Annotated in this window: 19 protein-coding genes and 1 tRNA gene; 5 read left to right on the top strand and 15 right to left on the bottom strand. The window is 59.4% G+C overall.

Annotated elements, in window-relative coordinates:
• Positions 1-4: 4 nt before the first annotated feature.
• The 3 genes from BVU99_RS06540 to BVU99_RS06530 form a co-directional block, all read right to left on the bottom strand.
• A complete protein-coding gene (locus BVU99_RS06540; RefSeq protein ID WP_043143107.1) occupies positions 5-835 on the bottom strand; it encodes an alpha/beta hydrolase in 831 nt (276 codons plus the stop codon).
• Positions 836-977: 142 nt separating this feature from the next.
• A complete protein-coding gene (locus BVU99_RS06535) occupies positions 978-2,372 on the bottom strand; it encodes an MFS transporter (RefSeq protein WP_192973957.1) in 1,395 nt (464 codons plus the stop codon).
• Between the two features lie 174 nt (positions 2,373-2,546).
• Positions 2,547-3,737, bottom strand: a complete 1,191-nt coding sequence (locus BVU99_RS06530; protein WP_025303485.1) for a sugar transporter — start codon at positions 3,735-3,737, stop codon at positions 2,547-2,549.
• A gap of 268 nt (positions 3,738-4,005) precedes the next feature.
• Here BVU99_RS06530 and BVU99_RS06525 point away from each other — a divergent pair, with 268 nt between their 5' ends.
• Complete coding sequence (locus tag BVU99_RS06525) at positions 4,006-4,692, top strand: aspartyl/asparaginyl beta-hydroxylase domain-containing protein (RefSeq protein WP_025303486.1); 687 nt, start codon at positions 4,006-4,008, stop codon at positions 4,690-4,692.
• 17 nt (positions 4,693-4,709) lie between these two features.
• On the opposite strand, the gene BVU99_RS06520 is transcribed toward BVU99_RS06525, so the two are convergent.
• Entirely contained in the window at positions 4,710-5,657 is a 948-nt protein-coding gene (locus BVU99_RS06520; protein WP_099817405.1) for an aromatic alcohol reductase, read from the bottom strand.
• An 86-nt stretch (positions 5,658-5,743) separates the two neighbouring features.
• Here BVU99_RS06520 and BVU99_RS06515 point away from each other — a divergent pair, with 86 nt between their 5' ends.
• Complete coding sequence (locus BVU99_RS06515) at positions 5,744-6,166, top strand: helix-turn-helix domain-containing protein (protein ID WP_099817404.1); 423 nt, start codon at positions 5,744-5,746, stop codon at positions 6,164-6,166.
• Positions 6,167-6,196: 30 nt separating this feature from the next.
• Here BVU99_RS06515 and BVU99_RS06510 read toward each other — a convergent pair whose 3' ends face one another.
• From BVU99_RS06510 to BVU99_RS06490, 5 genes are all read right to left on the bottom strand, one after another.
• Complete coding sequence (locus BVU99_RS06510) at positions 6,197-6,913, bottom strand: ABC transporter ATP-binding protein (RefSeq protein WP_025303489.1); 717 nt, start codon at positions 6,911-6,913, stop codon at positions 6,197-6,199.
• On the bottom strand, positions 6,910-7,785 hold the full coding sequence (locus BVU99_RS06505; protein ID WP_025303490.1) for an ATP-binding cassette domain-containing protein: 876 nt from the start codon (positions 7,783-7,785) through the stop codon (positions 6,910-6,912). Before BVU99_RS06505 ends, BVU99_RS06510 begins: the two co-directional genes overlap by 4 nt.
• The gene (gene livM / locus BVU99_RS06500) at positions 7,782-9,068 is read right to left on the bottom strand and encodes a high-affinity branched-chain amino acid ABC transporter permease LivM (RefSeq protein WP_099817403.1); all 1,287 of its coding nucleotides are present in this window, start codon (positions 9,066-9,068) and stop codon (positions 7,782-7,784) included. Before livM ends, BVU99_RS06505 begins: the two co-directional genes overlap by 4 nt.
• 10 nt (positions 9,069-9,078) lie before the next feature.
• Entirely contained in the window at positions 9,079-9,993 is a 915-nt protein-coding gene (locus BVU99_RS06495; protein WP_004928592.1) for a branched-chain amino acid ABC transporter permease, read from the bottom strand.
• A gap of 125 nt (positions 9,994-10,118) precedes the next feature.
• Positions 10,119-11,237 carry a branched-chain amino acid ABC transporter substrate-binding protein gene (locus tag BVU99_RS06490; protein WP_099817402.1) on the bottom strand — a complete coding sequence of 373 codons (1,119 nt, stop codon included), beginning with the start codon at positions 11,235-11,237 and terminating at the stop codon, positions 10,119-10,121.
• A gap of 456 nt (positions 11,238-11,693) precedes the next feature.
• On the opposite strand from BVU99_RS06490, the gene BVU99_RS06485 reads away from it, so the two are divergent.
• Positions 11,694-11,769: transfer RNA gene (locus BVU99_RS06485), tRNA-Asn, on the top strand.
• Positions 11,770-11,842: 73 nt separating this feature from the next.
• On the opposite strand, the gene BVU99_RS06480 is transcribed toward BVU99_RS06485, so the two are convergent.
• From BVU99_RS06480 to BVU99_RS06470, 3 genes are all read right to left on the bottom strand, one after another.
• Entirely contained in the window at positions 11,843-13,051 is a 1,209-nt protein-coding gene (locus tag BVU99_RS06480) for an aldose 1-epimerase family protein (protein WP_089196055.1), read from the bottom strand.
• 423 nt (positions 13,052-13,474) lie between these two features.
• A complete protein-coding gene (locus BVU99_RS06475) occupies positions 13,475-13,777 on the bottom strand; it encodes an XRE family transcriptional regulator (RefSeq protein WP_016927038.1) in 303 nt (100 codons plus the stop codon).
• A 4-nt stretch (positions 13,778-13,781) separates the two neighbouring features.
• A complete protein-coding gene (locus BVU99_RS06470; RefSeq protein WP_025303493.1) occupies positions 13,782-14,135 on the bottom strand; it encodes a type II toxin-antitoxin system RelE/ParE family toxin in 354 nt (117 codons plus the stop codon).
• A gap of 438 nt (positions 14,136-14,573) precedes the next feature.
• Between BVU99_RS06470 and BVU99_RS06465 the strand changes: the two genes are divergently transcribed.
• The gene (locus tag BVU99_RS06465; RefSeq protein WP_099817401.1) at positions 14,574-15,869 is read left to right on the top strand and encodes an MFS transporter; all 1,296 of its coding nucleotides are present in this window, start codon (positions 14,574-14,576) and stop codon (positions 15,867-15,869) included.
• Between the two features lie 26 nt (positions 15,870-15,895).
• Positions 15,896-16,702, top strand: a complete 807-nt coding sequence (locus tag BVU99_RS06460) for a substrate-binding domain-containing protein (protein WP_099817400.1) — start codon at positions 15,896-15,898, stop codon at positions 16,700-16,702.
• On the opposite strand, the gene BVU99_RS06455 is transcribed toward BVU99_RS06460, so the two are convergent.
• The 3 genes from BVU99_RS06455 to BVU99_RS06445 all read right to left on the bottom strand — a co-directional run bounded on the left by BVU99_RS06455 (position 16,677) and on the right by BVU99_RS06445 (position 19,389).
• Positions 16,677-17,576 (bottom strand): LysR family transcriptional regulator, encoded by a 900-nt coding sequence (locus tag BVU99_RS06455; RefSeq protein ID WP_046896395.1) that lies wholly within the window; start codon positions 17,574-17,576, stop codon positions 16,677-16,679. The genes BVU99_RS06460 and BVU99_RS06455 overlap by 26 nt on opposite strands.
• A gap of 103 nt (positions 17,577-17,679) precedes the next feature.
• Entirely contained in the window at positions 17,680-18,045 is a 366-nt protein-coding gene (locus tag BVU99_RS06450; protein WP_004935528.1) for a diacylglycerol kinase, read from the bottom strand.
• 219 nt (positions 18,046-18,264) lie between these two features.
• Positions 18,265-19,389 (bottom strand): hypothetical protein, encoded by a 1,125-nt coding sequence (locus BVU99_RS06445; RefSeq protein ID WP_025303498.1) that lies wholly within the window; start codon positions 19,387-19,389, stop codon positions 18,265-18,267.
• Positions 19,390-20,065: the final 676 nt, after the last annotated feature.

Below are 20,065 nucleotides of genomic sequence, written 5' to 3'. Positions count from 1 at the left end.
CCCCTTAAAACGGCGAATTCTGGATGAAGGCCAGCAGATCGGCGTTGAAGCGATCGGGATCGACCTGCGCCAAACCGTGAGAACCGCCGGCGTAAACATTCAGCTCCGCCTGTTGCATAAGCTTAGCGGCTTTCAGCGCCGAGGCACCGATCGGCACGATCTGATCGGCGTCACCGTGCACCAGCAGCGTCGGCTTGTCGATCGCCAGCAGATCGGCGGTGTAATCCACTTCGGAGAACGCGCGCACACACTCGTACTGCCCTTTCACGCCACCCTGCATGCTCATCAGCCAGAAGTGGTCGATCAGCCCCGCATTGCTCTCCACCTCGTCGCAGTGGAGGCCATAGAACGGCACCGCCAAATCTTTGAAGAACTGCGAGCGGTTGCCCGCCACGCCGCTGCGAATGCCGTCGAAGGCCGCCATCGGCGTGCCCTCAGGGTTGACCGGCGTTTGCAGCATCAGCGGCGGTACGGCGCCGACCAGCACCACCTTCGCCACCCGATCGCTACCGTGACGGCCGATGTAGCGCGCCACTTCGCCGCCGCCGGTGGAATGGCCGACCAGGATCAGATCGCGCAGATCCAGCGTTTCGATCAACAGGGCCAGATCGTCGGCGTATTGGTTGATGTCGTTGCCGTGCCAGGTTTGATCGGAACGGCCGTGGCCGCGGCGATCGTGGGCAATCACGCGGAATCCGCTCTGGCCGAAAAACAGCAGCTGGTTGTCCCAGGCGTCGGCGGACAGCGGCCAACCGTGGGAGAACAGGATCGGCTGGCCGCGGCCCCAATCCTTATAGAAAATGCGTGCGCCATCGGGCGCGGTAAGGGTGCTCATGACGTGTTCCCCGCTCGGTATCGAATTGGATTTTGTACGGGTTAACAGTACGGCAGGCGCAAAGGCAGTGATAACGGAATAATTTTCGCATGATCGCGAATTTTTTTGCTGAAGAAGCCGGCGTCACCGCCGGCGCAAAACGTCAGATGTTTTCCAGATCGATGCCGCGCGTTTTCGGGCCGAACAGCCCGATCACCAGCATCACGATCAGCATGCTGGCGACGATAAACGCGATCACCCCCAACGAACCGCCGTACTGCAAGATAATGCCGATGATGATGCTGCTGAACACCGTCGACAGCCGGCTGAAGGAGTAGCAGAAGCCGACGGCGCGGGCGCGGATATGGGTCGGGAAAATCTCGGACTGGTAAGAGTGGTAGCTGTAGGTCAGCCAGGCGTTGGACCAGGTGATGAAGAAACCGCACAGGATCAGCCACAGCGGGTTGTTCTGCAGTGCGAACAGCGAGCCGAAGATCACCGTCACCAGGCAGGACAACACGATCTGCCACTTGTTCTCCATCTTGTCGGCGTAGAAGCTGCACAGCAGCGAGCCCAGCGGGTAAGCCAGCGTGATGAAGAAAGCGTACAGCAAGCTGTGGGTGACCGAAGCGCCCTTGCCCGACAGCAGCGCCGGTAGCCAGTTGCCGAAGCCGAAGAAGCCGATGGCCTGAAAGAAGTTCATCACCACCAGCATCAGCGTGCGATCGCGATACTGCGGCGCCCAGATGTCGCGAAAGCGGCCGCGCAGCGGCGCCCCCTCGGCATCGTCCACCGGGCGCGACGGAAAATCCGTGGCCGCCACGCCGCAGCGCCGTTCCATGTCCCGCATCACCTGCCGGGCCTGAGCATAGCGCCGCTGCTGCACCAGCCAGCGCGGCGACTCCGGCAGCCCCTTGCGCACCAGCCAGATCACCAGTGAGGCCAGCGCGCCGGCGATCACCACGTAGCGCCAGCCGCTCAGGCCCCAAATCGTCTGCGGCACCAGCCACCAGGACATCAGCGCCACCGCCGGCACCGACAGAAACTGCACGAAGAACGCGAAGGCGAAAGCCCGGGTACGCAGGTGCGCGGGGACCCATTCCGTCAGGTAAGTGTCGATGGTCACCAGCTCGATACCGAGCCCAACGCCCACCAGAAAACGCAGAAAGATCACCCATTCCGCCTGCTGTTGAAACGCCAGCAGCAGCGAGAACGCGCCATACCAGATCAGGGCGAACATAAAGGTGGCACGCCGGCCGAAGCGATCGGCGTACGGGCTCAGAAGGCTGGCGCCGACGAACAGGCCGAGAAAGGTGGCGGAGGCAAAGGCCGCCTGATCCGATACGCCGAAGACGCCCTGCGCGCCGGTGTGGAAAATGCCGTCGGCGATAAGGCCGGTGCTGATATAGCCGGTCTGGAACAGATCGTAGAGTTCGAAAAAGCCGCCCAGCGACAGCAGAATGATAAAGCGCCACAGGCCGGCCGACGCGGGCAAGGCGTCAATTCTGGCCGCCAAATCCCGCGCATGGATCGGCGACGCCGCTACAGATTCACTCACCGTTAACCTCGCATTAACATTTTTGATGACTTTCTATGCTAGCGAAGCGGCGTCGGAGTTAAATTTTTAATTAGCAGACTATGAAAAAAAGTTAAGCATAAAACGCTGCAGCAGCCTGTTTTATAGCAGGAAAATGCAGCGCGGGATGCCGCAGCGGCATCCCGAATCGGTGGATTAACGACTGTGGTGCTGCTGCAGCCGTTCGCTGCGATAGACGCTCAGCAGGCACCAGCCGAGAGCGATCAGCGCCAACGGCGCGGCGACGAAGCCGATGTTGCCCATGCCCAGATGCAGGCTCACCTGGTTGCCCAGCAGCGCGCCGCTGCCGATGCCGAAGTTGTACAGGCCGGAGAAAATCGCCATCGCCACGTCGGTAGCGTCCGGCGCTAGGCTCAGCACTTTGGCCTGCATCGACAGGCCGATCGCCATGATCGCCATCCCCCAGAAGATGCACAGCACCGTCAGGTGGCTTTCGCTGCCGGCGGCCGGCAACAGCAGCAGCAGGCTCAAGGCCAGCAGCACGATGGCGCCGATAAAGAAGCCGGACGGAAAACGCTCGCTGTAGCGGCTGAACAGCAGGCTGCCGACGATGCCGGCGGCGCCGAACAGCAGCAGCATCAGCGTGGTGAAGTTCTCCGACAGCCCGGCCACGGTCTGGATAAACGGCTCGATGTAGCTGTAGGCGGTGAAGTGCGCCGTCACCACGATGATAGTCAGCATGTACAGCGCCACCAGCGCCGGGCGTTTGAACAGCAGCGGCACGCTGGCCAGCGAGCCGGAATGCTCGCTTTTCAGTACCGGCAGCAGGCGCCACAGCAGCACCAGCGCCAGGGTGGCGCACACCGCGATGCCGATAAAGGTCATGCGCCAACCGAGCAACTGCCCCACCACCCGCCCGAGCGGCAGGCCGAGCACCATCGCCAGCGCGGTGCCCCCCGCCAGCAGGCTCAGCGCCTGGGCTTTCTTGCCCGGCGGCGCCACGCGGATCGCCAACGAGGCGGTGATCGACCAGAACACCGAGTGCGCCAGCGCCACGCCGGCGCGCGAGATAACCAGCGTGGTGAAGTCCCAGGCCACGGCGGTCAGCACGTGGCTGGCGATAAACAGCATGAACACGCCGATCAGCAGCTTGCGGCGCTCAATTTTGCTGGTCAGCAGCATGCACGCCAACGAGGCGGCGGCGACGATCCAGGCATAAATGGTAATGATCAGACCGACCTGTTCGGTTTGCATAGAGAAGCTGGCGGCGATATCGCTCAGCAGACCGACCGGGATAAATTCGGTGGTGTTGAAGATAAAGGCCGAGACGGCGAGGATAACCACGCGCAACCAGGCGGTTGAGCGCGAAACGGGAGCGTGTTCCATGGTAAACAAAATCCGGACAGGTGCGGGCAAGTAGCGATATTTTAACCAACCGGCCCGCTAAATGCGATACGCGTCACACTTTAATTGTGTGGTTTTTTTCGCCGCATTTCGACACATTCGCAGACACACGGTTGCACAAATGCTGTGCTAATCTCTTGAAGCGTACCAATTTTTCCTGCCGCTCTTCCCCTCCGGCCGCCACACAGGACGCGCCGCGCCGAAGAACCGCGCGCAGTGTCCCTTTGGCGTTTTCTGAGGCGAGGTCATTATGTCTGCGATTTATGATTGGTCCGTGCTCGCATTGCGCAATGTTTACGATCGCCGCATTCAGGGCAAACCAGTGCTCGACAGCGCCGCGCTGTTCCCCGACGCCGAACGTTTCACCGCCCAATGGCGGCAGATCCGCGAAGAGGCGCTGACCGTCGCCCACGATCTGCACAATATTCCCCGTTTTCACGAGATCATGATCCAGCAGGAATCGATCTCCGCCAACGACGCGCGCGACTGGCGCATGTTCATCATGAAGGCCTACGGCCAGCCGATTGACCGCAACCTGGCGCGTTGCCCGACGCTGGCGGCGCTGATCGCTTCGTCGCCGGACGTACTGTCCGCCTCGCTCTCCTTCCTCGCGCCCGGCAAGCAGGTGCCGCCCCACCGCGGGCCGTTTCGCGGCATTCTGCGCGGCTATCTGGTGCTGGACATGCCCAAACGCGCCGACGGCGTACCCGCGGCGGTGCTGAAAGTGGACGGCCGCGAATACCGGCTGCACGAAGGGGAGTTCATGCTGTGGGACGATACCTTCGAACACGAGGTGTGGAACGACAGCCCGCAGGTGCGCACCGTGCTGCTGCTGGACATCCGCCGCCGCGACATGCCCGGCGGGCTGCGGCTGCTCTCCAGCGCCATCATCGCCCTGGTGCGGCTGAACGTGCGCTGGATGCAGCGCCAGTTCTGATTCCGGTGCTCAGGCGACTAACCGTCCTGACAGATCGGCCATTGCTGCGCCAGCCACTGCTCGGCGGTGGTGGTGGCTATGCCCTGGCGCGCATTGAAGGTTTTCGCCTTATCCCAGGCCACGCCGTCGGGGCGGGCGAAAGCCAGCCGGTATTTGGCGCCGACGTCGCGCGGATGGTTCCGCACCTCCTCCTGCAGCCGCTCTTTGTCCAACAAGACTCTGTTGACCTCAACGCCCCAGTGCGCCTGCATGACATCGGCAAGCTCGCGGTAGGTCAGCGTGTCCCCGGCGATATAGACTACCTGGTTGCGAAACGCGGGCCGATGGAAAAAAATCGCGGCCGTCAGCTGGCCAATGTCCGCGGGAGTGGTCAGCGTCACCGCGTAGCGCCAGTCGCCCAGCGCGCGCACCGTTTTGGTTGCCGCGTCCACCACGCCAAAGCCCGAGTCAAACAGGTAGCTGGTGAAAATGCCCGTGGAAACAATCACCCACTCCGTCGTCTTCTGCGCACGCAACAGGTGACGCACCTCGAGCTGTTCATCCCACACCTGTTGCCCGCTGCCTTTGCCGACAACATCGTAGTCCACGCCGAACTGCCACGGGAAGTAGCGCGCCACGCCCGCTTGCAAGACGGCCTGGGTGATCTTTATCTGCGTGCCCGCCCCGCCGACAAAGCCGCTGCAGTTGATCACCGCGTCGAAGGAACGGAATAGCGCACTCAGCGCCTCCACGCCGTTTTGCTGCAGATCGCCTTCCACCACGGCGATACCGAGCCGCGCCAGCGCATCCCGCCGCGCACGATGCGGGCCGCTCACGGCGCGGGCGGCCTCCGGCCGGAGCAGCACGCTGATTTTTAAAGCATGGTGTAACCGAGCCTGCCGGCTCATCGCACGCAATACCGGCAGCCCCAGTTCACCGGCGCCGAGGATGAGCACGGTATTGATAGATGGATTTGTGGATTTCATTCTTGCCTCCTGTCTTGACACTGCGTCATCCTGACAGCTGACAAAAACGGGTTCAATTAGGTACACGCGTGATACCGGGGAGGAATATGACGAGCGATCGGGAAGCGCTGCTGCAATTTTCGCAAGCGTTCTGTGAAGCATTGAGCAACGACGATGAAGGGTTGAAGCGCGAGATCCTCGCGCATGCGGGCAACCGTTGGTCGCTGGGCGTATTGCATCTCCTGGGCACCCACGGGCCGCTGCGCCACGGCGAGATAGGCCGCCAATTAGCGGGCGTGACGCAGAGAATGCTGACGCGGACGCTGCGCCATCTCGAGCGGGACGGGTTGATATCGCGCTGCGATTATCAGGAAAAACTACCCCGCGTGGTTTACACCATCACCGACGCGGGGGAAGAGATGCTGCTCAACATGCTGCCGCTCTGGTCGTGGATTATCTCCTCCGCCGGCTCCTTCAGAGCGGCCCGCTCGCGCTACGATGATCAAGAACGAAGCGCCATCGAAGGATGAACGCGGGCATCCCTGCCCGTGGGGCGGCGCTCAGCCGCCGCCCAGATAGGCCTTTCTCACCTCCGGATCGTTCAACAGCTCCTGGCCGCTGCCGGTGAGGCGGATCTGGCCGTTGACCATCACATAACCGCGATCGGACAACTTCAGCGCGTGGTTGGCGTTCTGCTCCACCAGAAACAGCGTCATGCCGCTGCGGGTCAGCTCGCGCAGCACGCCGAAGATCTGCCGCACCACGATCGGCGCCAGCCCCAGGCTCGGCTCGTCCAACAGCAGTAGCTTCGGCCGGCTCATCAGCGCGCGGGCGATCGCCAACATCTGCTGCTCACCGCCGGACATGGTCATCGCCCGCTGGTTGCGCCGCTCTTTCAGGCGCGGAAACAGCTCGAACATGCGCGGCAAATCCTCCTCCAGGTAGCGATTGCCGACGGTGATGGTGCCCATCAGCAGGTTCTCCTCTACGCTCATGTCCGGAAAGATGCGCCGCCCTTCCGGCGCCTGCGCGATGCCGCTGCTGGCAACAAAGTGCGTGGAGCGGCGGCTGATGTCCTCGCCGCCAAACAGGATCTGCCCGCCGGCGATGCGCGGCTGGCCGAAGATCGACATCAACAGCGTGGATTTGCCCGCGCCGTTGGCGCCGATCAGCGCCACCGTCTCCCCGGCGTTAACCTGCAGCGACACCTTGCGCAGCGCCTGGATCGGCCCGTAAAACACGTCCACTTCGCGAAATTCCAGCATCGCCTCGCTCATCCCGCCAGCTCCTCTTCGTCCGCGCCCAGGTAGGCGGCGATCACCGCCTCGTTGTGCTGGATCTCCTGCGGCGTGCCGCGGGCGATCACGTCGCCGTGATCGAGCACGATCACCCGATCGGAGATCTCCATCACCATGCCCATATCATGCTCGATCAGCAGCACCGTGATGCCGTGATGCTGGCGCAGGAAGCGGATAATGCGGCTCAGCGTGGCCGTCTCCACCGGGTTCAGCCCGGCGGCAGGCTCGTCGAGGCAGATCATCTCCGGCGCGGTGCACATGGCGCGCGCGATCTCCAGCCGCCGCTGCTGGCCGTAGGACATCTCCCCCGCCAGCCGGTTGGCGCAGTCCACCAGATCTACCACCTCCAGCCAGTAGAAGGCGTGATCGAGCGCGGCGCTTTCCGCCCGGCGGTAGCCCGGCGTATTCAGCACCCCGGCGATCAGGTTGCGGTTACTCTGCATGTGCTGCGCCACCAGCAGGTTCTCCACCACCGACATTTCGCGGAACAGGCGGATATTCTGGAAGGTACGCGCCAGCCCGGCGCGGTTGACCAGGTGGGTGCCGCCGAACATCTTGTAATAGAGGCGCGAACCGAGCCGCTTCGGGCGTATCCAATCACCGGCGCGAAACTTCTGCCCCAGCACCTGGATCACATCGGTTGGCCGCTTGTGGGTATTGAGCAGGATCGCGCCGCCGGTGGCGCGGTAAAAACCGGTCAGGCAGTTGAACACCGTGGTCTTGCCGGCGCCGTTGGGGCCGATCAGGGCGGTGATGGAGCCGCGCTCCACCTCCAGATTGACGTCGTTCAGCGCCTTGATGCCGCCAAAGCGCATCATCAGGTGTTCCACCCGCAAAATGGCGTCGCTCATGGCGCCACCCCCTTGCGTTCCGCAAAGCTGGCGCGGCTGATGCGCACCAGCCCGCGCGGCCGCCAGATCATCATCGCCACCATCAGCACGCCGAACAACAGCACCCGGTATTCGGCAAAGCTGCGCAGCAGCTCCGGCGCCACCGTCAGCACGAAGGCCGCCAGCACCACGCCAAGGGTAGACCCCATGCCGCCCAATACCACGATCGCCAGGATCAGCGCCGACTCGAAGAAGGTGAACGAGGTCGGGTTGACAAAGCCCTGATAGGTGGCGAAAAACACCCCCGCCAGCCCGGCGGTGGAGGCGCCCAGCATAAACGCCGACAGTTTCACCAGCACGTGGTTCAGCCCGAGAGAGCGGCAGGCGATCTCATCTTCGCGCAGCGCCTCCCAGGCGCGGCCGATCGGCATGCGCGTCAGCCGGTGCTTGATGTACAGCACCAGCAGCACCACCAAAAACAGCACCGCGTAGATGAAAATGAACTTGAGATTCGGGTTGTAATCGATGCCGAGAAACTCGTGGATCGGCACGCCGCCGTCTTTGGCGCGCCGGCCGAATTCCAGGCCGAACACCGTCGGCGCCGGCACCGAAATGCCGTTCGGCCCGCCGGTGAGCGACATCCAGTTGTTCAGCACCAGCCGGATGATCTCGCCGAACCCGAGCGTGACGATCGCCAGGTAGTCGCCGTGCATGCGCAGCACCGGAAAACCCAGCAGTGCACCGGCCAGCGCCGCCATCAGCGCCCCCAGCGGCAACATCGCCCAAAACCCCAGACCGAGGTACTGATAGCCCAGCGCCAATCCGTAGGCGCCGATGGCGTAAAACGCCACGTACCCCAGATCGAGCAGCCCCGCCAGCCCAACCACGATGTTCAGCCCCAGGCCGAGCAACACATAGATCAGGCCGAGGATCGCCACCGTCAGCAGGTATTTGGTGGCGACGAACGGAAACAGCAGCGCGATCGCCGCCATCAGCGGCAAGATCCAGCGCAGGTTGGATTTATAACCCAGCGGCCGTACGTAGACGCCGTCGTTGCCGCCGTCGAAGCGCTCCAACACCCTGCGCCCCGGCGCGGTTTGCAGGAACAGGCTCAGCAGCAGCCGCCCGACCATCACCGCGACGATAATCCACACCAGCCGGTGCGGTTCGAAGTTGAAACTGTAGCCGTTCAGCACGATGCCGACGATCGGCCCGAACACGATCAGGGCGATCAGCCCGGCCAAGACGGCGTCCAGCAGGCTGCGTTTAACGTCCAGCCCGCCGTTGATCACGGATTGCGACATGGCGTTCTCCTTAAACCTTGGCGATCAGCGGCCGGCCAAGCAGGCCCTGCGGACGGAAGATCAGGATCGCCACCAGCAACCCGAAGGAGAACACGTCCTTGTAATCCGAGTTCACCATACCGGCGAACTGCGCCTCCGCCACCCCAAGCAGCAGCCCGCCCAGCATCGCGCCCGGCAGCGAACCGATGCCGCCCAGCACCGCGGCGGTGAAGGCCTTGATACCGATGATAAAGCCGACGTAAAAATCGAAGGTGCCGTAGTTCATGGTGATCAGCACCCCGGCCAGCCCGGCCATGGCGGCGCCGATCACGAACACCAGCGAGATCACCCGATCGGTATTGATGCCGAGAATCGAGGCCATTTTGCGATCCTGCTGGGTGGCGCGGCAGATGCGCCCTAGCCGGGTACGCTGAATGATGTAGGTGAGGATCGCCATGCCGAGCAGTGACGCCACCAGAATGAACACCTTGGTGTAGGTGATCTGCACCACGCCGCCGTCGAACTCCAGGCGGAACACGCCGCTCAGCAGCGTCGGGATGCCCTGCTGGCGCGGCCCCTGGCTTATCTGCGCGTAGTTTTGCAGGATTAACGACATGCCGATGGCGGAGATCAGCGGCGCCAGGCGGGTGGAGTTGCGCAGCGGCTTGTAGGCGATGCGCTCGATCACCCAGCCGTACACCCCGGTGATGACGATGGTGAACACCAGCGTGCCGAGGATCAGCAACGGGAACGAGTGCAGCCCGAAGAACGACAGCAGCGCCAAACCGATGGCGCACAGGTAGGCGGAGATCATGTACACCTCGCCGTGAGCGAAGTTGATCATGCCGATGATGCCGTAAACCATGGTGTAGCCGATGGCGATCAGGCCATACACCGCACCGAGGGTCAGGCCGTTGATCAGCTGTTGCAGAAAGAATACATCCATAATGAGCAGTCTCGCCTGGTAAGGCCGCCAACGCAGTCCGACGCGGCCCAAAGGTCATCGCGGAACGGGCTCGCCAGGGCGGCGAGCCCGTCTGTCATAGAGTCACAACGTCAGTATTGGGTTGTTCAAAGCTGGTGATATTTGCCCTTGTCATCCCACTGATAGACCACGTAGTCCGAGACCTTCAGGTCGCCCTTCTGATCCCAGGCTTTTTTGCCCATCACGGTGTCGACGTCGTGCGACTTCAGCCATTCGGCGGCCTTGGCGCTGTCTTTGCCGCCGGTGGCGTTGAAGGCGGCGGCGATCGCCTGGATCGAGGCATAGGAGTAGAGGGTGTACCCTTCCGGTTCAAAACCGCTGGCGCGGAACTTGGCGATCACCGCCTTGCCTTCCGCGATCTGACGCGGATCGTTGCCGAAGGTCATCAGCACGCCGTTGGTGTACTGCGGCCCGCCGGCGGCGGTCACCAGCTCTTCGGTCACCACGCAGTCGCCGGAGAAGAACTTGGCGGTCACGCCCTGCTCGCGCATCTGGCGCACCAGCGGCCCGGCTTCCGGATGGCAGCCGCCGAAGTAGACCACGTCCGGCTTGACCGAGGCGATCTTGGTCACCAGCGCGTTGAAGTCTTTCTCACCGCGCGACAGCCCCTCATACAGCACTTCCTTGACCCCGCGCTTGTTCATTGCCGCCTTCGCTGCGTCCGCCAGCCCCTGGCCGTAGGTGTCTTTATCGTGGATCACCGCGATGCGTTTGGCCTTCAGGGTATCCAGCATGTAGTTGGTGGCGATCACCCCCTGCTGATCGTCGCGCCCGCACATGCGGAACATCGTCTTCATGCCGCGCTCGGTGATCTGCGGGTTGGTGGAGCCGGGGGTAATGGCGATGATGCCGGCCTCGTCATACACCTCGGAGGCGGGCATGGTGGAAGAGGAGCAGAAGTGGCCGACCACCGCCGAGACCTTGTCCTGATCCACCAGCCGGTTGGCGACCGCGACCGCCTGTTTCGGTTCGCAGGCGTCATCCCCCTGCACCAGCTTGATTTTTTCCCCTTTGATGCCGCCGGCGGCGTTGATATCCGCCGCCGCCTGCGAAGCCCCGCGCCAATACTGATCGCCGTAAGTGGCGTTCGGCCCGGAGAACGGCCCAGCGACGCCGATGACAATATCGGCCTGCGCGGAAAACGCCGTACCTAAACAACCGATGAGCAAAGCAGCGAGCGGACTTTTTATCGATTTCGATGACATTGTTATCTTCCTCAGCACTGTTGTAGCGAAACGCCCTGGGGCGCGGATCAGTCACTTTATGTGTAGACGGGGAAAATAATTTTCTTGAGAGCGCAGTCGCATTCCCCAAAAATGGGTAAGCAAAAATCCAGCCATTGTGACGACGAATACATATTGTTTGCTTATTCATCCTACATATCAGTTGCGGCGCGGCGTGTGGCGGCGTTAGCCGGGGACTGGGCAATACGGCTAACGCGAGAGGAAGTATGGGGGGGAGAACGGCCCTGCACCATCGCCGTGCAAAGGCGTGTGCAAGCGGCGTCAAAACGATTGGGGATGCAAAAATCAACGCATAGCGATGGAAAATGCCGAAAAACAGCGCAAGGTGCTCATTCCCTCAGCAAACGCACTTTTTTTGCAGTTTAGCGCTTTGACAAACCCCAGGCGCCCCGCTATTATTCGCCCCGTTCACACGATTCCTCTGTAGTTCAGTCGGTAGAACGGCGGACTGTTAATCCGTATGTCACTGGTTCGAGTCCAGTCAGAGGAGCCATATTTAGAGAAGCCCGCTTAAGGAAACTTAAGCGGGCTTTTTGCTTTAACGCTAAATGCATCGACAGGCAGCGTTACTCTTTGGCTATCGGCGCGTCATTCTCATCAATTTTTACCTTGCCCTGAATATCCGCAATCTTCTGCTCCAGATCCGCCACCTGCGCTTTGCTGTGCAGCAAGGTATAGGTCAGATCAAACTGCGCACTGGCGCCTGGCTGCAGCTGCTTAACGCGTTTTTGTTCGCGCTCGATAGTGACCGGGTAGGCATAACTGGTGCCCGGCTCAATCCCCGTGACATACCCCTGTTTTAACGTATCGGTATTCTTCCACAGCGTCAGGACGGGCAACTGGCGGGTATCGAACTGAATCGCCACCCCTTTGTCGCCCGCGTTATTGACCAGCGCCGCCAGTGTCTGATGATTCGGATCCGATAAGGGCTTAATGTTAAAGACCATTTCATCGAACCCTTTGGTTGGACCGGCATAGGTTGCCCAGGTCTTCAGCCCGGCTTTGGCATAGTCGTTAAACGGGCTGATGCTGGCCATCGGCGCCAGGAAGCGGGCGCCATTTTCCAGAATCGGTGCGCCGAAATTGCTGTGATAAATAATCTGGTAGTCATGGGGATAATCCGCCCGGTTGGTTAACACATCATGCAGGCGGAAACTGTTGCTGCCGGGCACATAGCGCAATTCGGTCAGGGTTTGCAGATCGGCTTTTTTGAATGTGCTCTCTTTGATCAGGCCGCGAACACGAATTTCATACGGCGCCGTATCCGCGACCTCAACCTCAACCCGCGAGGCCGGCGTATTGCCCGCTTTGCCGTGCAACGTGTAAATTTGCCCTGCGTCGGTCACCGGATGACCGGTCCACTCATAGCCACAACGCACCATCATCTCATTGAAACCTTCCAGCCAGCCGAGCCCATTGCGGCTTTCCAGGTTGATAAAGGCGGGGTTGATCACCTCTTTGACCGGGGAATCCCATCCCATTTTCGCGCCAAAGCCTTCTGCCCGCAGGAGGTTCATGCCGCGAGTGGGACTCAGCGTGATGGTCAGGCCATCCTCGCTGCGGATAATCACGACTTTGCTGCCTTCTTGCTTACCGCCGTGCAACACTTTCTGCTCAATGCTGAACGTTTTATCCTTCACCTTCAGCGCCTCGCTCGAAATCTTCCAGTTTCCTTTCTCCACGCCATCTTCAGCGCTGGTCAGCACCCAACTCTGCGCCGCAGCCTGCCCTGAAATCAGGGCCGAAAACACCGCCATCACCCATGTCTTTTTCATTTCCCTTCCCCTTTAGCTGAATCGATTTTTTATAAACAAGGAAAATCTACTGTTAAGCAGGTTAAAGAAATGTGATGAGCTTCACCGGGTGAGTATTTGACGAAATAGCGCGATAAAAATACGAATTTCATCGCAGTTTTAATGAAAGACGTTGAGTTTTTGCACATGAAACGAGCTACTTATCAATATAATTTGTATCGTTTCAGCTAAGGAGCAAGGAGACAGTTACGGGCAAGCAAGACATCGCAAAGGGAGTGCGCGTGGCTTGTTTAACGCTATCCGGCCCAAACGAAAGTGCTCAGACAGCCTGCCCGTCTTGCGCCTCTTTGCTTTTACGGCCGCCTGGTTGTTTCAAAGCATCCCAGGTACGCAAAGCCCGCTCGGGGAAACCTGAGCGGGCTTTTGCTTTTCTGCCGTTAGCGCTTACAGCACAAATTCGTAGTGAGAGCCGTCCGGCAGTTCGATGTCCAGGCGCAGTTTGCCGCCGGCCGCCTCAACATAGCGTTTAAGCGAAGACAGTTTCAGATCGCGGCCCGGTTTTTCCATCACGGCAACGGTCGGCTGCCTGATCCCCAGCGCCTGCGCCATTTCAACCTGCGTTTTCTGTACTTTTTCACGCAGCTCGGCAAGGTGAATGTTCAGCATGATGTCCGCCGCCAGCGCCTGTGCTTTGGCCACGACCTCGGGCTTTTCATCCGCAATAAGCTGTTCCAACGTTCTGCCCATCGCGTCACTCCTTCTCGTTTAATGTGTTCAGCCAGTTCGTGAATTCCCGATCGGCAACCTGGATCATCCGATCGTAAAAACGCTTTTCATTACCGGCTTTATTGCCCGCGCAAAGCACAATGCCAATACGGTACGGATCGAAAGCGAAGAATGCCCGCAACGGTTCGCCTCGGCACTGAATGCGCAACTCTTTCATATTGCTGTAACGTGAGCCTTTAACCGTATCGGCATAGGGTCTGGGCAGCCCCGGCCCCTTTTCCCGCAGGACCATCAATGCGGCAAGTACGCCGGCCCGATCGGCATCGCTGAGCGATCTGTACCAATGATCAAATGCATCCGTTGTTTTAATTTCCCACACGGGACCTCCCTAAAATATAGATCAGTAACTATATAGATGTAAAGCTATAGCAGAGAGGCGCAGGGATAACATGCAAAGGCATACGTGGATACTGCAAGGCTGAACGTACATCCACGTATTTTGCAAACGCAGTGCGAGGTATTCATCTTTTTACGTACGGTATCGAACAATCGTTCAGAGGCACGGGGCGCTTCCCCGCCGCCCCTTTATGAACCCTGTCACAAAAAGCGCATAACGTTTTCGGCGTTCTGCGCAGCGGGCAATGAGCGACAAACTTGTTAACGCCACGTTACATCGGGTTAGGCAACATTGTTAACGCCGATTGATGCGTCAAACGCATCGCGTCATGCGTTTATTGCGCTTATTTAGTTTATTTTCCTGAGCGAGTCTTCAGCAACAGGCGCGGCGTCAAGCGCCAATAACAAACTGGAGATAAAGATGCATTCCTCTACCTCACCCATGACCATCAGGGCCAGAACCGGCGCGATACTGCGCGTCACCTCCGGCAACTTTTTAGAACAGTTCGATTTTTTCCTGTTCGGCTTTTACGCTACCTACATCGCACACACCTTTTTCCCGGCCAGCAGCGAATTTGCCTCGCTGATGATGACCTTCGCGGTATTCGGCGCCGGTTTTCTGATGCGCCCGATCGGCGCTGTCGTGCTAGGTGCTTACATCGATAAAGTCGGCCGCCGCACAGGGCTGATCGTGACCCTGTCGATCATGGCCGCTGGCACCTTCCTGATCGTGCTGATCCCCTCTTACCAAAGCATCGGGCTTTGGGCGCCGCTGCTGGTGCTGTGCGGGCGTCTGTTGCAAGGCTTCTCGGCGGGCGCGGAGCTGGGTGGCGTGTCCGTCTATCTGGCTGAAATCGCCACGCCGGGCCGTAAAGGCTTCTACACCAGCTGGCAGTCCGGCAGCCAGCAGGTGGCTATCATGGTGGCGGCAGCCATGGGCTTCGCGCTCAATGCGGCGCTGGAAGAAAGCGCCATTCGCGAATGGGGCTGGCGCCTGCCTTTCCTGTTTGGCTGCCTGATCGTTCCCTTCATCTTCTTCCTGCGCCGCAAGCTGGAAGAGACGCAGGAATTTACCGCTCGCCGTCACCACCTGGCGATGCGCGACGTGTTTAAAACCCTGCTGAAAAACTGGCCGGTGGTGATCGCCGGCATGCTGATGGTCGCCATGACCACCACCGCGTTTTACCTCATCACCGTCTATGCGCCGACCTTCGGCAAAAAGGTGCTGCTGCTCAGCGCTTCCGACAGCTTGCTGGTCACCCTGCTGGTGGCGATCTCCAACTTCATCTGGCTGCCCATCGGCGGCGCGCTGTCGGATCGCTTCGGCCGCAAACCGGTGCTGGTCGCCATGACGTTGCTGACGTTGGCCACCGCCTACCCGGCGCTGAGCCTGCTCGCCGCCGCCCCCAGCTTCAGCATGATGCTGGCCGTGCTGCTGTGGCTGTCCTTCATTTACGGCCTCTACAACGGCGCGATGATCCCGGCCTTGACGGAGATCATGCCAACGGAAGTGCGGGTGGCCGGGTTCTCGCTGGCCTACAGCCTGGCGACGGCGGTGTTCGGCGGCTTTACGCCGGTAGTCTCCACCGCGTTGATCGAATACACCGGCGACAAGGCTTCACCGGGCTACTGGATGAGCTTCGCCGCGCTGTGCGCCCTGCTGGCAACGCTGTATATGTATCGCCGCATCGCCATGCCGCTGCAAACCGCGCACTAAGCCGCCATCTCAAAAGGAATGATGTCATGCTAAAACTCACTCGTTCGATCCTCGCCGCGCTGGTGTGCGCCTCCTGCAGTACGGCGGCGCTGGCCAAAGACGTGACCGTGATGATCTCCGGCGGCTTCAAAGCCGCGCTGGAGAAGCTGGCCCCGGAGTATGAAGCCCAAAGCGGCGACAAAATCATTCTGGTGTCCGGCCCCTCGATGGGCAAAACGCCGCAGGCGATCCCCGCGCGGTTAGCGCGCGGAGAGCAAGCCGATGTGCTGATCATGGTGGGCGACGCGCTCACCCAACTGGAAAAAGAGCGCTGGACCCAGCCGGGTTCGCGCGTGGAGCTGGCCGATTCGCCGATCGGCATGGTGGTCAAACAGGGCGCGCCCAAGCCGGTGATAAAAACGGATGCCGACCTGCGCAAGGTCCTGCTGCAGGCGGACTCTTTCGCCTATTCCGACAGCGCCAGCGGCCGCTATGTCAGCGGCCAACTGTTCAAAAAGCTGGGTATCGAGGAACAGGTAAAAGGAAAGGCGCATAAGGTTGAGCGCATCCCGGTGGCCTCTGAAGTGGCGCAGGGGAAATACGCGCTCGGCTTCCAGCAGGTCAGCGAATTGCTACCCGTGGCGGGCGTGACCTTTATCGGAGAGCTGCCGGAAAACGTGCAGTACATCACCCGCTTCGCGGGCGCGGTGACCGCCAAGGCGGAGCACCGCCGCGAAGGCAAAGCGCTGCTGGACTTCCTCGCCTCCTCTCAGGCGCAGCCGACCATTCGCGCGACCGGCATGCGAACCGTGCCGGCGCCGCAGCCGGTCAGGCAGAGTGATACTGTTCAGTAATCAGCTTTTCCAGCTCGGCGGCGACGAAAGACTGCATGCGGCCGCCGCGTCTGATGAGGCCTACGGTGCGTTTCACCACCGGATCGACCAGCGGCACCGACGTCAACACTGAATGCTCTGAAGCGGGCATCGACATGGCGGGCACGGCGGCAATGCCGATGCCCGCCTCAACCATGCCCAGCATGGTCGTCACATGGCGAGTTTCACACACGCTGGGGCGTTCCGGCACGAGGTGTTCCAGGCGCTGATCGAGCAGATTGCGATTGCCGGAGGTTTTATCCAGCGACACGTAATCCTGCTGATAAAACTCCCGCCAGGTGAGGCTCTTTTTACCGGCGAGCGGATGGTCACGCCGGCAGGCGGCCACGTAGACATCCCCCACCAACGGCACAAACTCAAGATTAGGCTGCAGCCGCCCGGCGAAGCAGATGCCGAAATCGGCCTGGCCGCCGGTGACCGCCTCGATGACATTGCCTGCGCTGCCGTCGATCAGCTTAACGCGCACGCGCGGATAGCGAAGCCGGAAACGGCGTATCACGTCGGGCATGAAATAGTAGGCCGCCGATGGCACCGTGGCGACGGTGACCAGCCCCACCCGCTCCTGGCTGACCTTATCGATATCGGCCATCACCGCTTCGACGTTCATCAGTAACTGCTCCGAACGTTCGGCGAAGGCCTGCCCGTACAGCGTCAAGGTCACGCGCCGGGTGGTGCGGTCGAACAATTTGATGCCCAGCGCGTTTTCCAGCTTCTCAATCCTGCGGCTCAATGCCGACTGCGACAGGCAGATGGACTCTGCGGCCAGCCGAAAATTGCCGTACTCCACCAGCGCGCGAAACGCATAAAGATCGTTGAGATCAAAATTCACGGGCATAACGGCCAACTCTCCTTGCTGAAATGGCAGAGGACGCAAAACAACGATGATAACCGCTTATATCGCCACGGCAACCGGCTTGCTGGTTGAGCCACCAAAGCCCCTATCGCCCCAGCAGCACCATTCCCCAAATAATGATAGTCATCACCACGGCCACCAGCTGCGCTGCGCCGCCCAAATCTTTGGCGCGTTTGGATAACGGATGCAATTCCAGCGAAATGCGATCGACCACGGTTTCAATCGCCGTATTAAGCAGCTCAACCACCAATAGCAGAAAACTGCAGGTGATTAATAACAGCCGTTCTATATTTGTAATATCTAAACCAAATGTAACAACCAGTAAAATGGCGTTAATAACCAATAATTGGCGGAACGCATCTTCGGTAAGCACGGCGTCAATAAACCCGGCCCAGGAATTCCTTATGCTGTAGGTTAATCGGCTTATTCCTTTTTTCTTTTCCACAGGCATACAATCTGCTCTCGTCAAGACTGCGACAATCACTCGCGAATAAATAACGCGGCGTGAATTTATCACGAGTTTATTAATTAAGGACCTTAACTGTTCTCTTCCAGGAAGTGATGCATTCCCTCACGCGCCGTCACCCTGCCCCTGAAACGGCACCGCCCGAAAATACCCTGCCGCGGTTATTATTCTGAGAACGTGAAAAGGCGATGCGTTATCAGCCGGTTAAAGCGTTTTCTCGAACAAGCGGTAGCGCTTATAGGGAACTGCGCCGATGCGTTCTAAAATCGTCCGCATGCCGGTATTGGTTTCCAGGATCCACGACATTTCCAGCGCGTCGATATTGCGCTTCGCGAAAGGCTCGCGCAGCGCCTCAATAAGCAACAGCGCAATAATCGGCCCGATGCGGCTGAATTGATATTCCTGACGCACGCCCATCAACGGCACGCGCGCGGTGCGCACGCCGCTGACTTTCAGCCGCCACAAGAGCTTCGCCCAACCGAACGGCAATAACCGCCCCTGCAGATCGGCAATCGCTTCGTTGATGTTTGGCAAGCCGACAATAAAGGCGCAGGGGGCACCATCCACCTCGGCGATATGGATCATATCGTCGGGCACCAGAAACTTCAGCTGATCCCCCATGGTGGCGAACTCATGCTCGGTGAACGGGACAAACCCCCAGTTATGCTGCCACCCGGAGTTGAACACCTCGCGCAGCACCTGCATCTCCTCGCGAAAGCGCTTGCGATTGAGGCGGCGCACGGTCACCTTTTTGCGCACCTGATCCATCATCCGGGTCAGCGACGGCGAAAAATGCAGATCGGTTCTTTTCATCCAATAGGCAAGCAAATCAATCCCTTCGCTGTAGCCCTGTTGCGCTATCTGGGCCGCGTAGTAGGGTTTCGCGTGCGTCATCAGGGCGGAAGGCGGGGTATCGAACCCTTCGACCAACAGGCCGCTTTCCTGATTGATATTGAGGCTGAATGGCCCGGTGATTTTACGCGCGCCTTTCGATCTCAGCCACTCTTCCGCGACCGTGAATAAGGTGCTGAAAACGGCGGGATCGTCAACGGCGTCAATCATGCCGAAGTGGCCGGTATCCTCGCCATGCAGCTCCCGGTGCAGAGAATCGATTTGCGCCGTGATGCGCCCAACGACTTTGCCTTGTTTTTTGGCCACCCATGCCTGCCATTCAATATGGTCGGTGCCGGGATTCTTCTTTGACAGGTGCTCTTCGCGCTCGACATGCAGCGGCTCAATCCAGTTCGGATCATCGCGAAACAGTTGCGAGGGAAAAGCAATAAATTCTTTAAGTTCGCGTTTATCCAGAACTTTCTCAATACGGATCATAAATAGCCTTACGTTTTAATAAAATAATTAAATGAGCGCGCGACAACGCCTTTAGCATTTTTTATGCTGTTCTCTTTTATTGGATTGTGTATTGCCTCCGGTTCAATGATAAGAAAAACCGAATATTACCCCCTGTGAATCAGCGCATTATTGGCTCTACATTCACCCTGTGATGTCCATAATTGATAAAAAAAGGAAACAGAAAGCGGCGCAGCCAGGCTACGCTAATGGTGCTCTTTTATTATTTCGTGCTGTTATGGCAAAAGAAACTCGCCGTTTTTAGTGTACCGACTTTAATCAGGAGGTGTGTCGCCATCTTTACCACTTAATGCTCTTTTTAAGATTAGCCTTAAATGAATCGTTCACTTTTGGATTTCTTGCGGCATACTGTTTAGGAAGTGTTTAAGTTCCAAGATAGCCATGCATGAGGTCATAACCTATGAGCCGACAGTTATTTCCTGCCCGACAGATGCAGACTAAAGAACGGCGAAACCCGGATATTACAATAGCCTCTCGTATATCGCCGGGGTGCCGTTCAGGCTGATAGCACGGGCTACTCGCGCTCTGACCGGTTAATAACCGGCGTGCCGCTCAAGCACGGCAATATACGCTGTTCGCGGAATGAAGATGGTTGAATAACAAACTTATTCAAAAACCTATTCATAGTAAAACATCA

Source organism: Serratia sp. OLAL2 (assembly GCF_002752475.1).
In the GTDB taxonomy this organism is placed as follows: Bacteria; Pseudomonadota; Gammaproteobacteria; order Enterobacterales; family Enterobacteriaceae; genus Serratia; species Serratia bockelmannii.
This window is presented reverse-complemented; position numbering and strand designations above follow the sequence as displayed.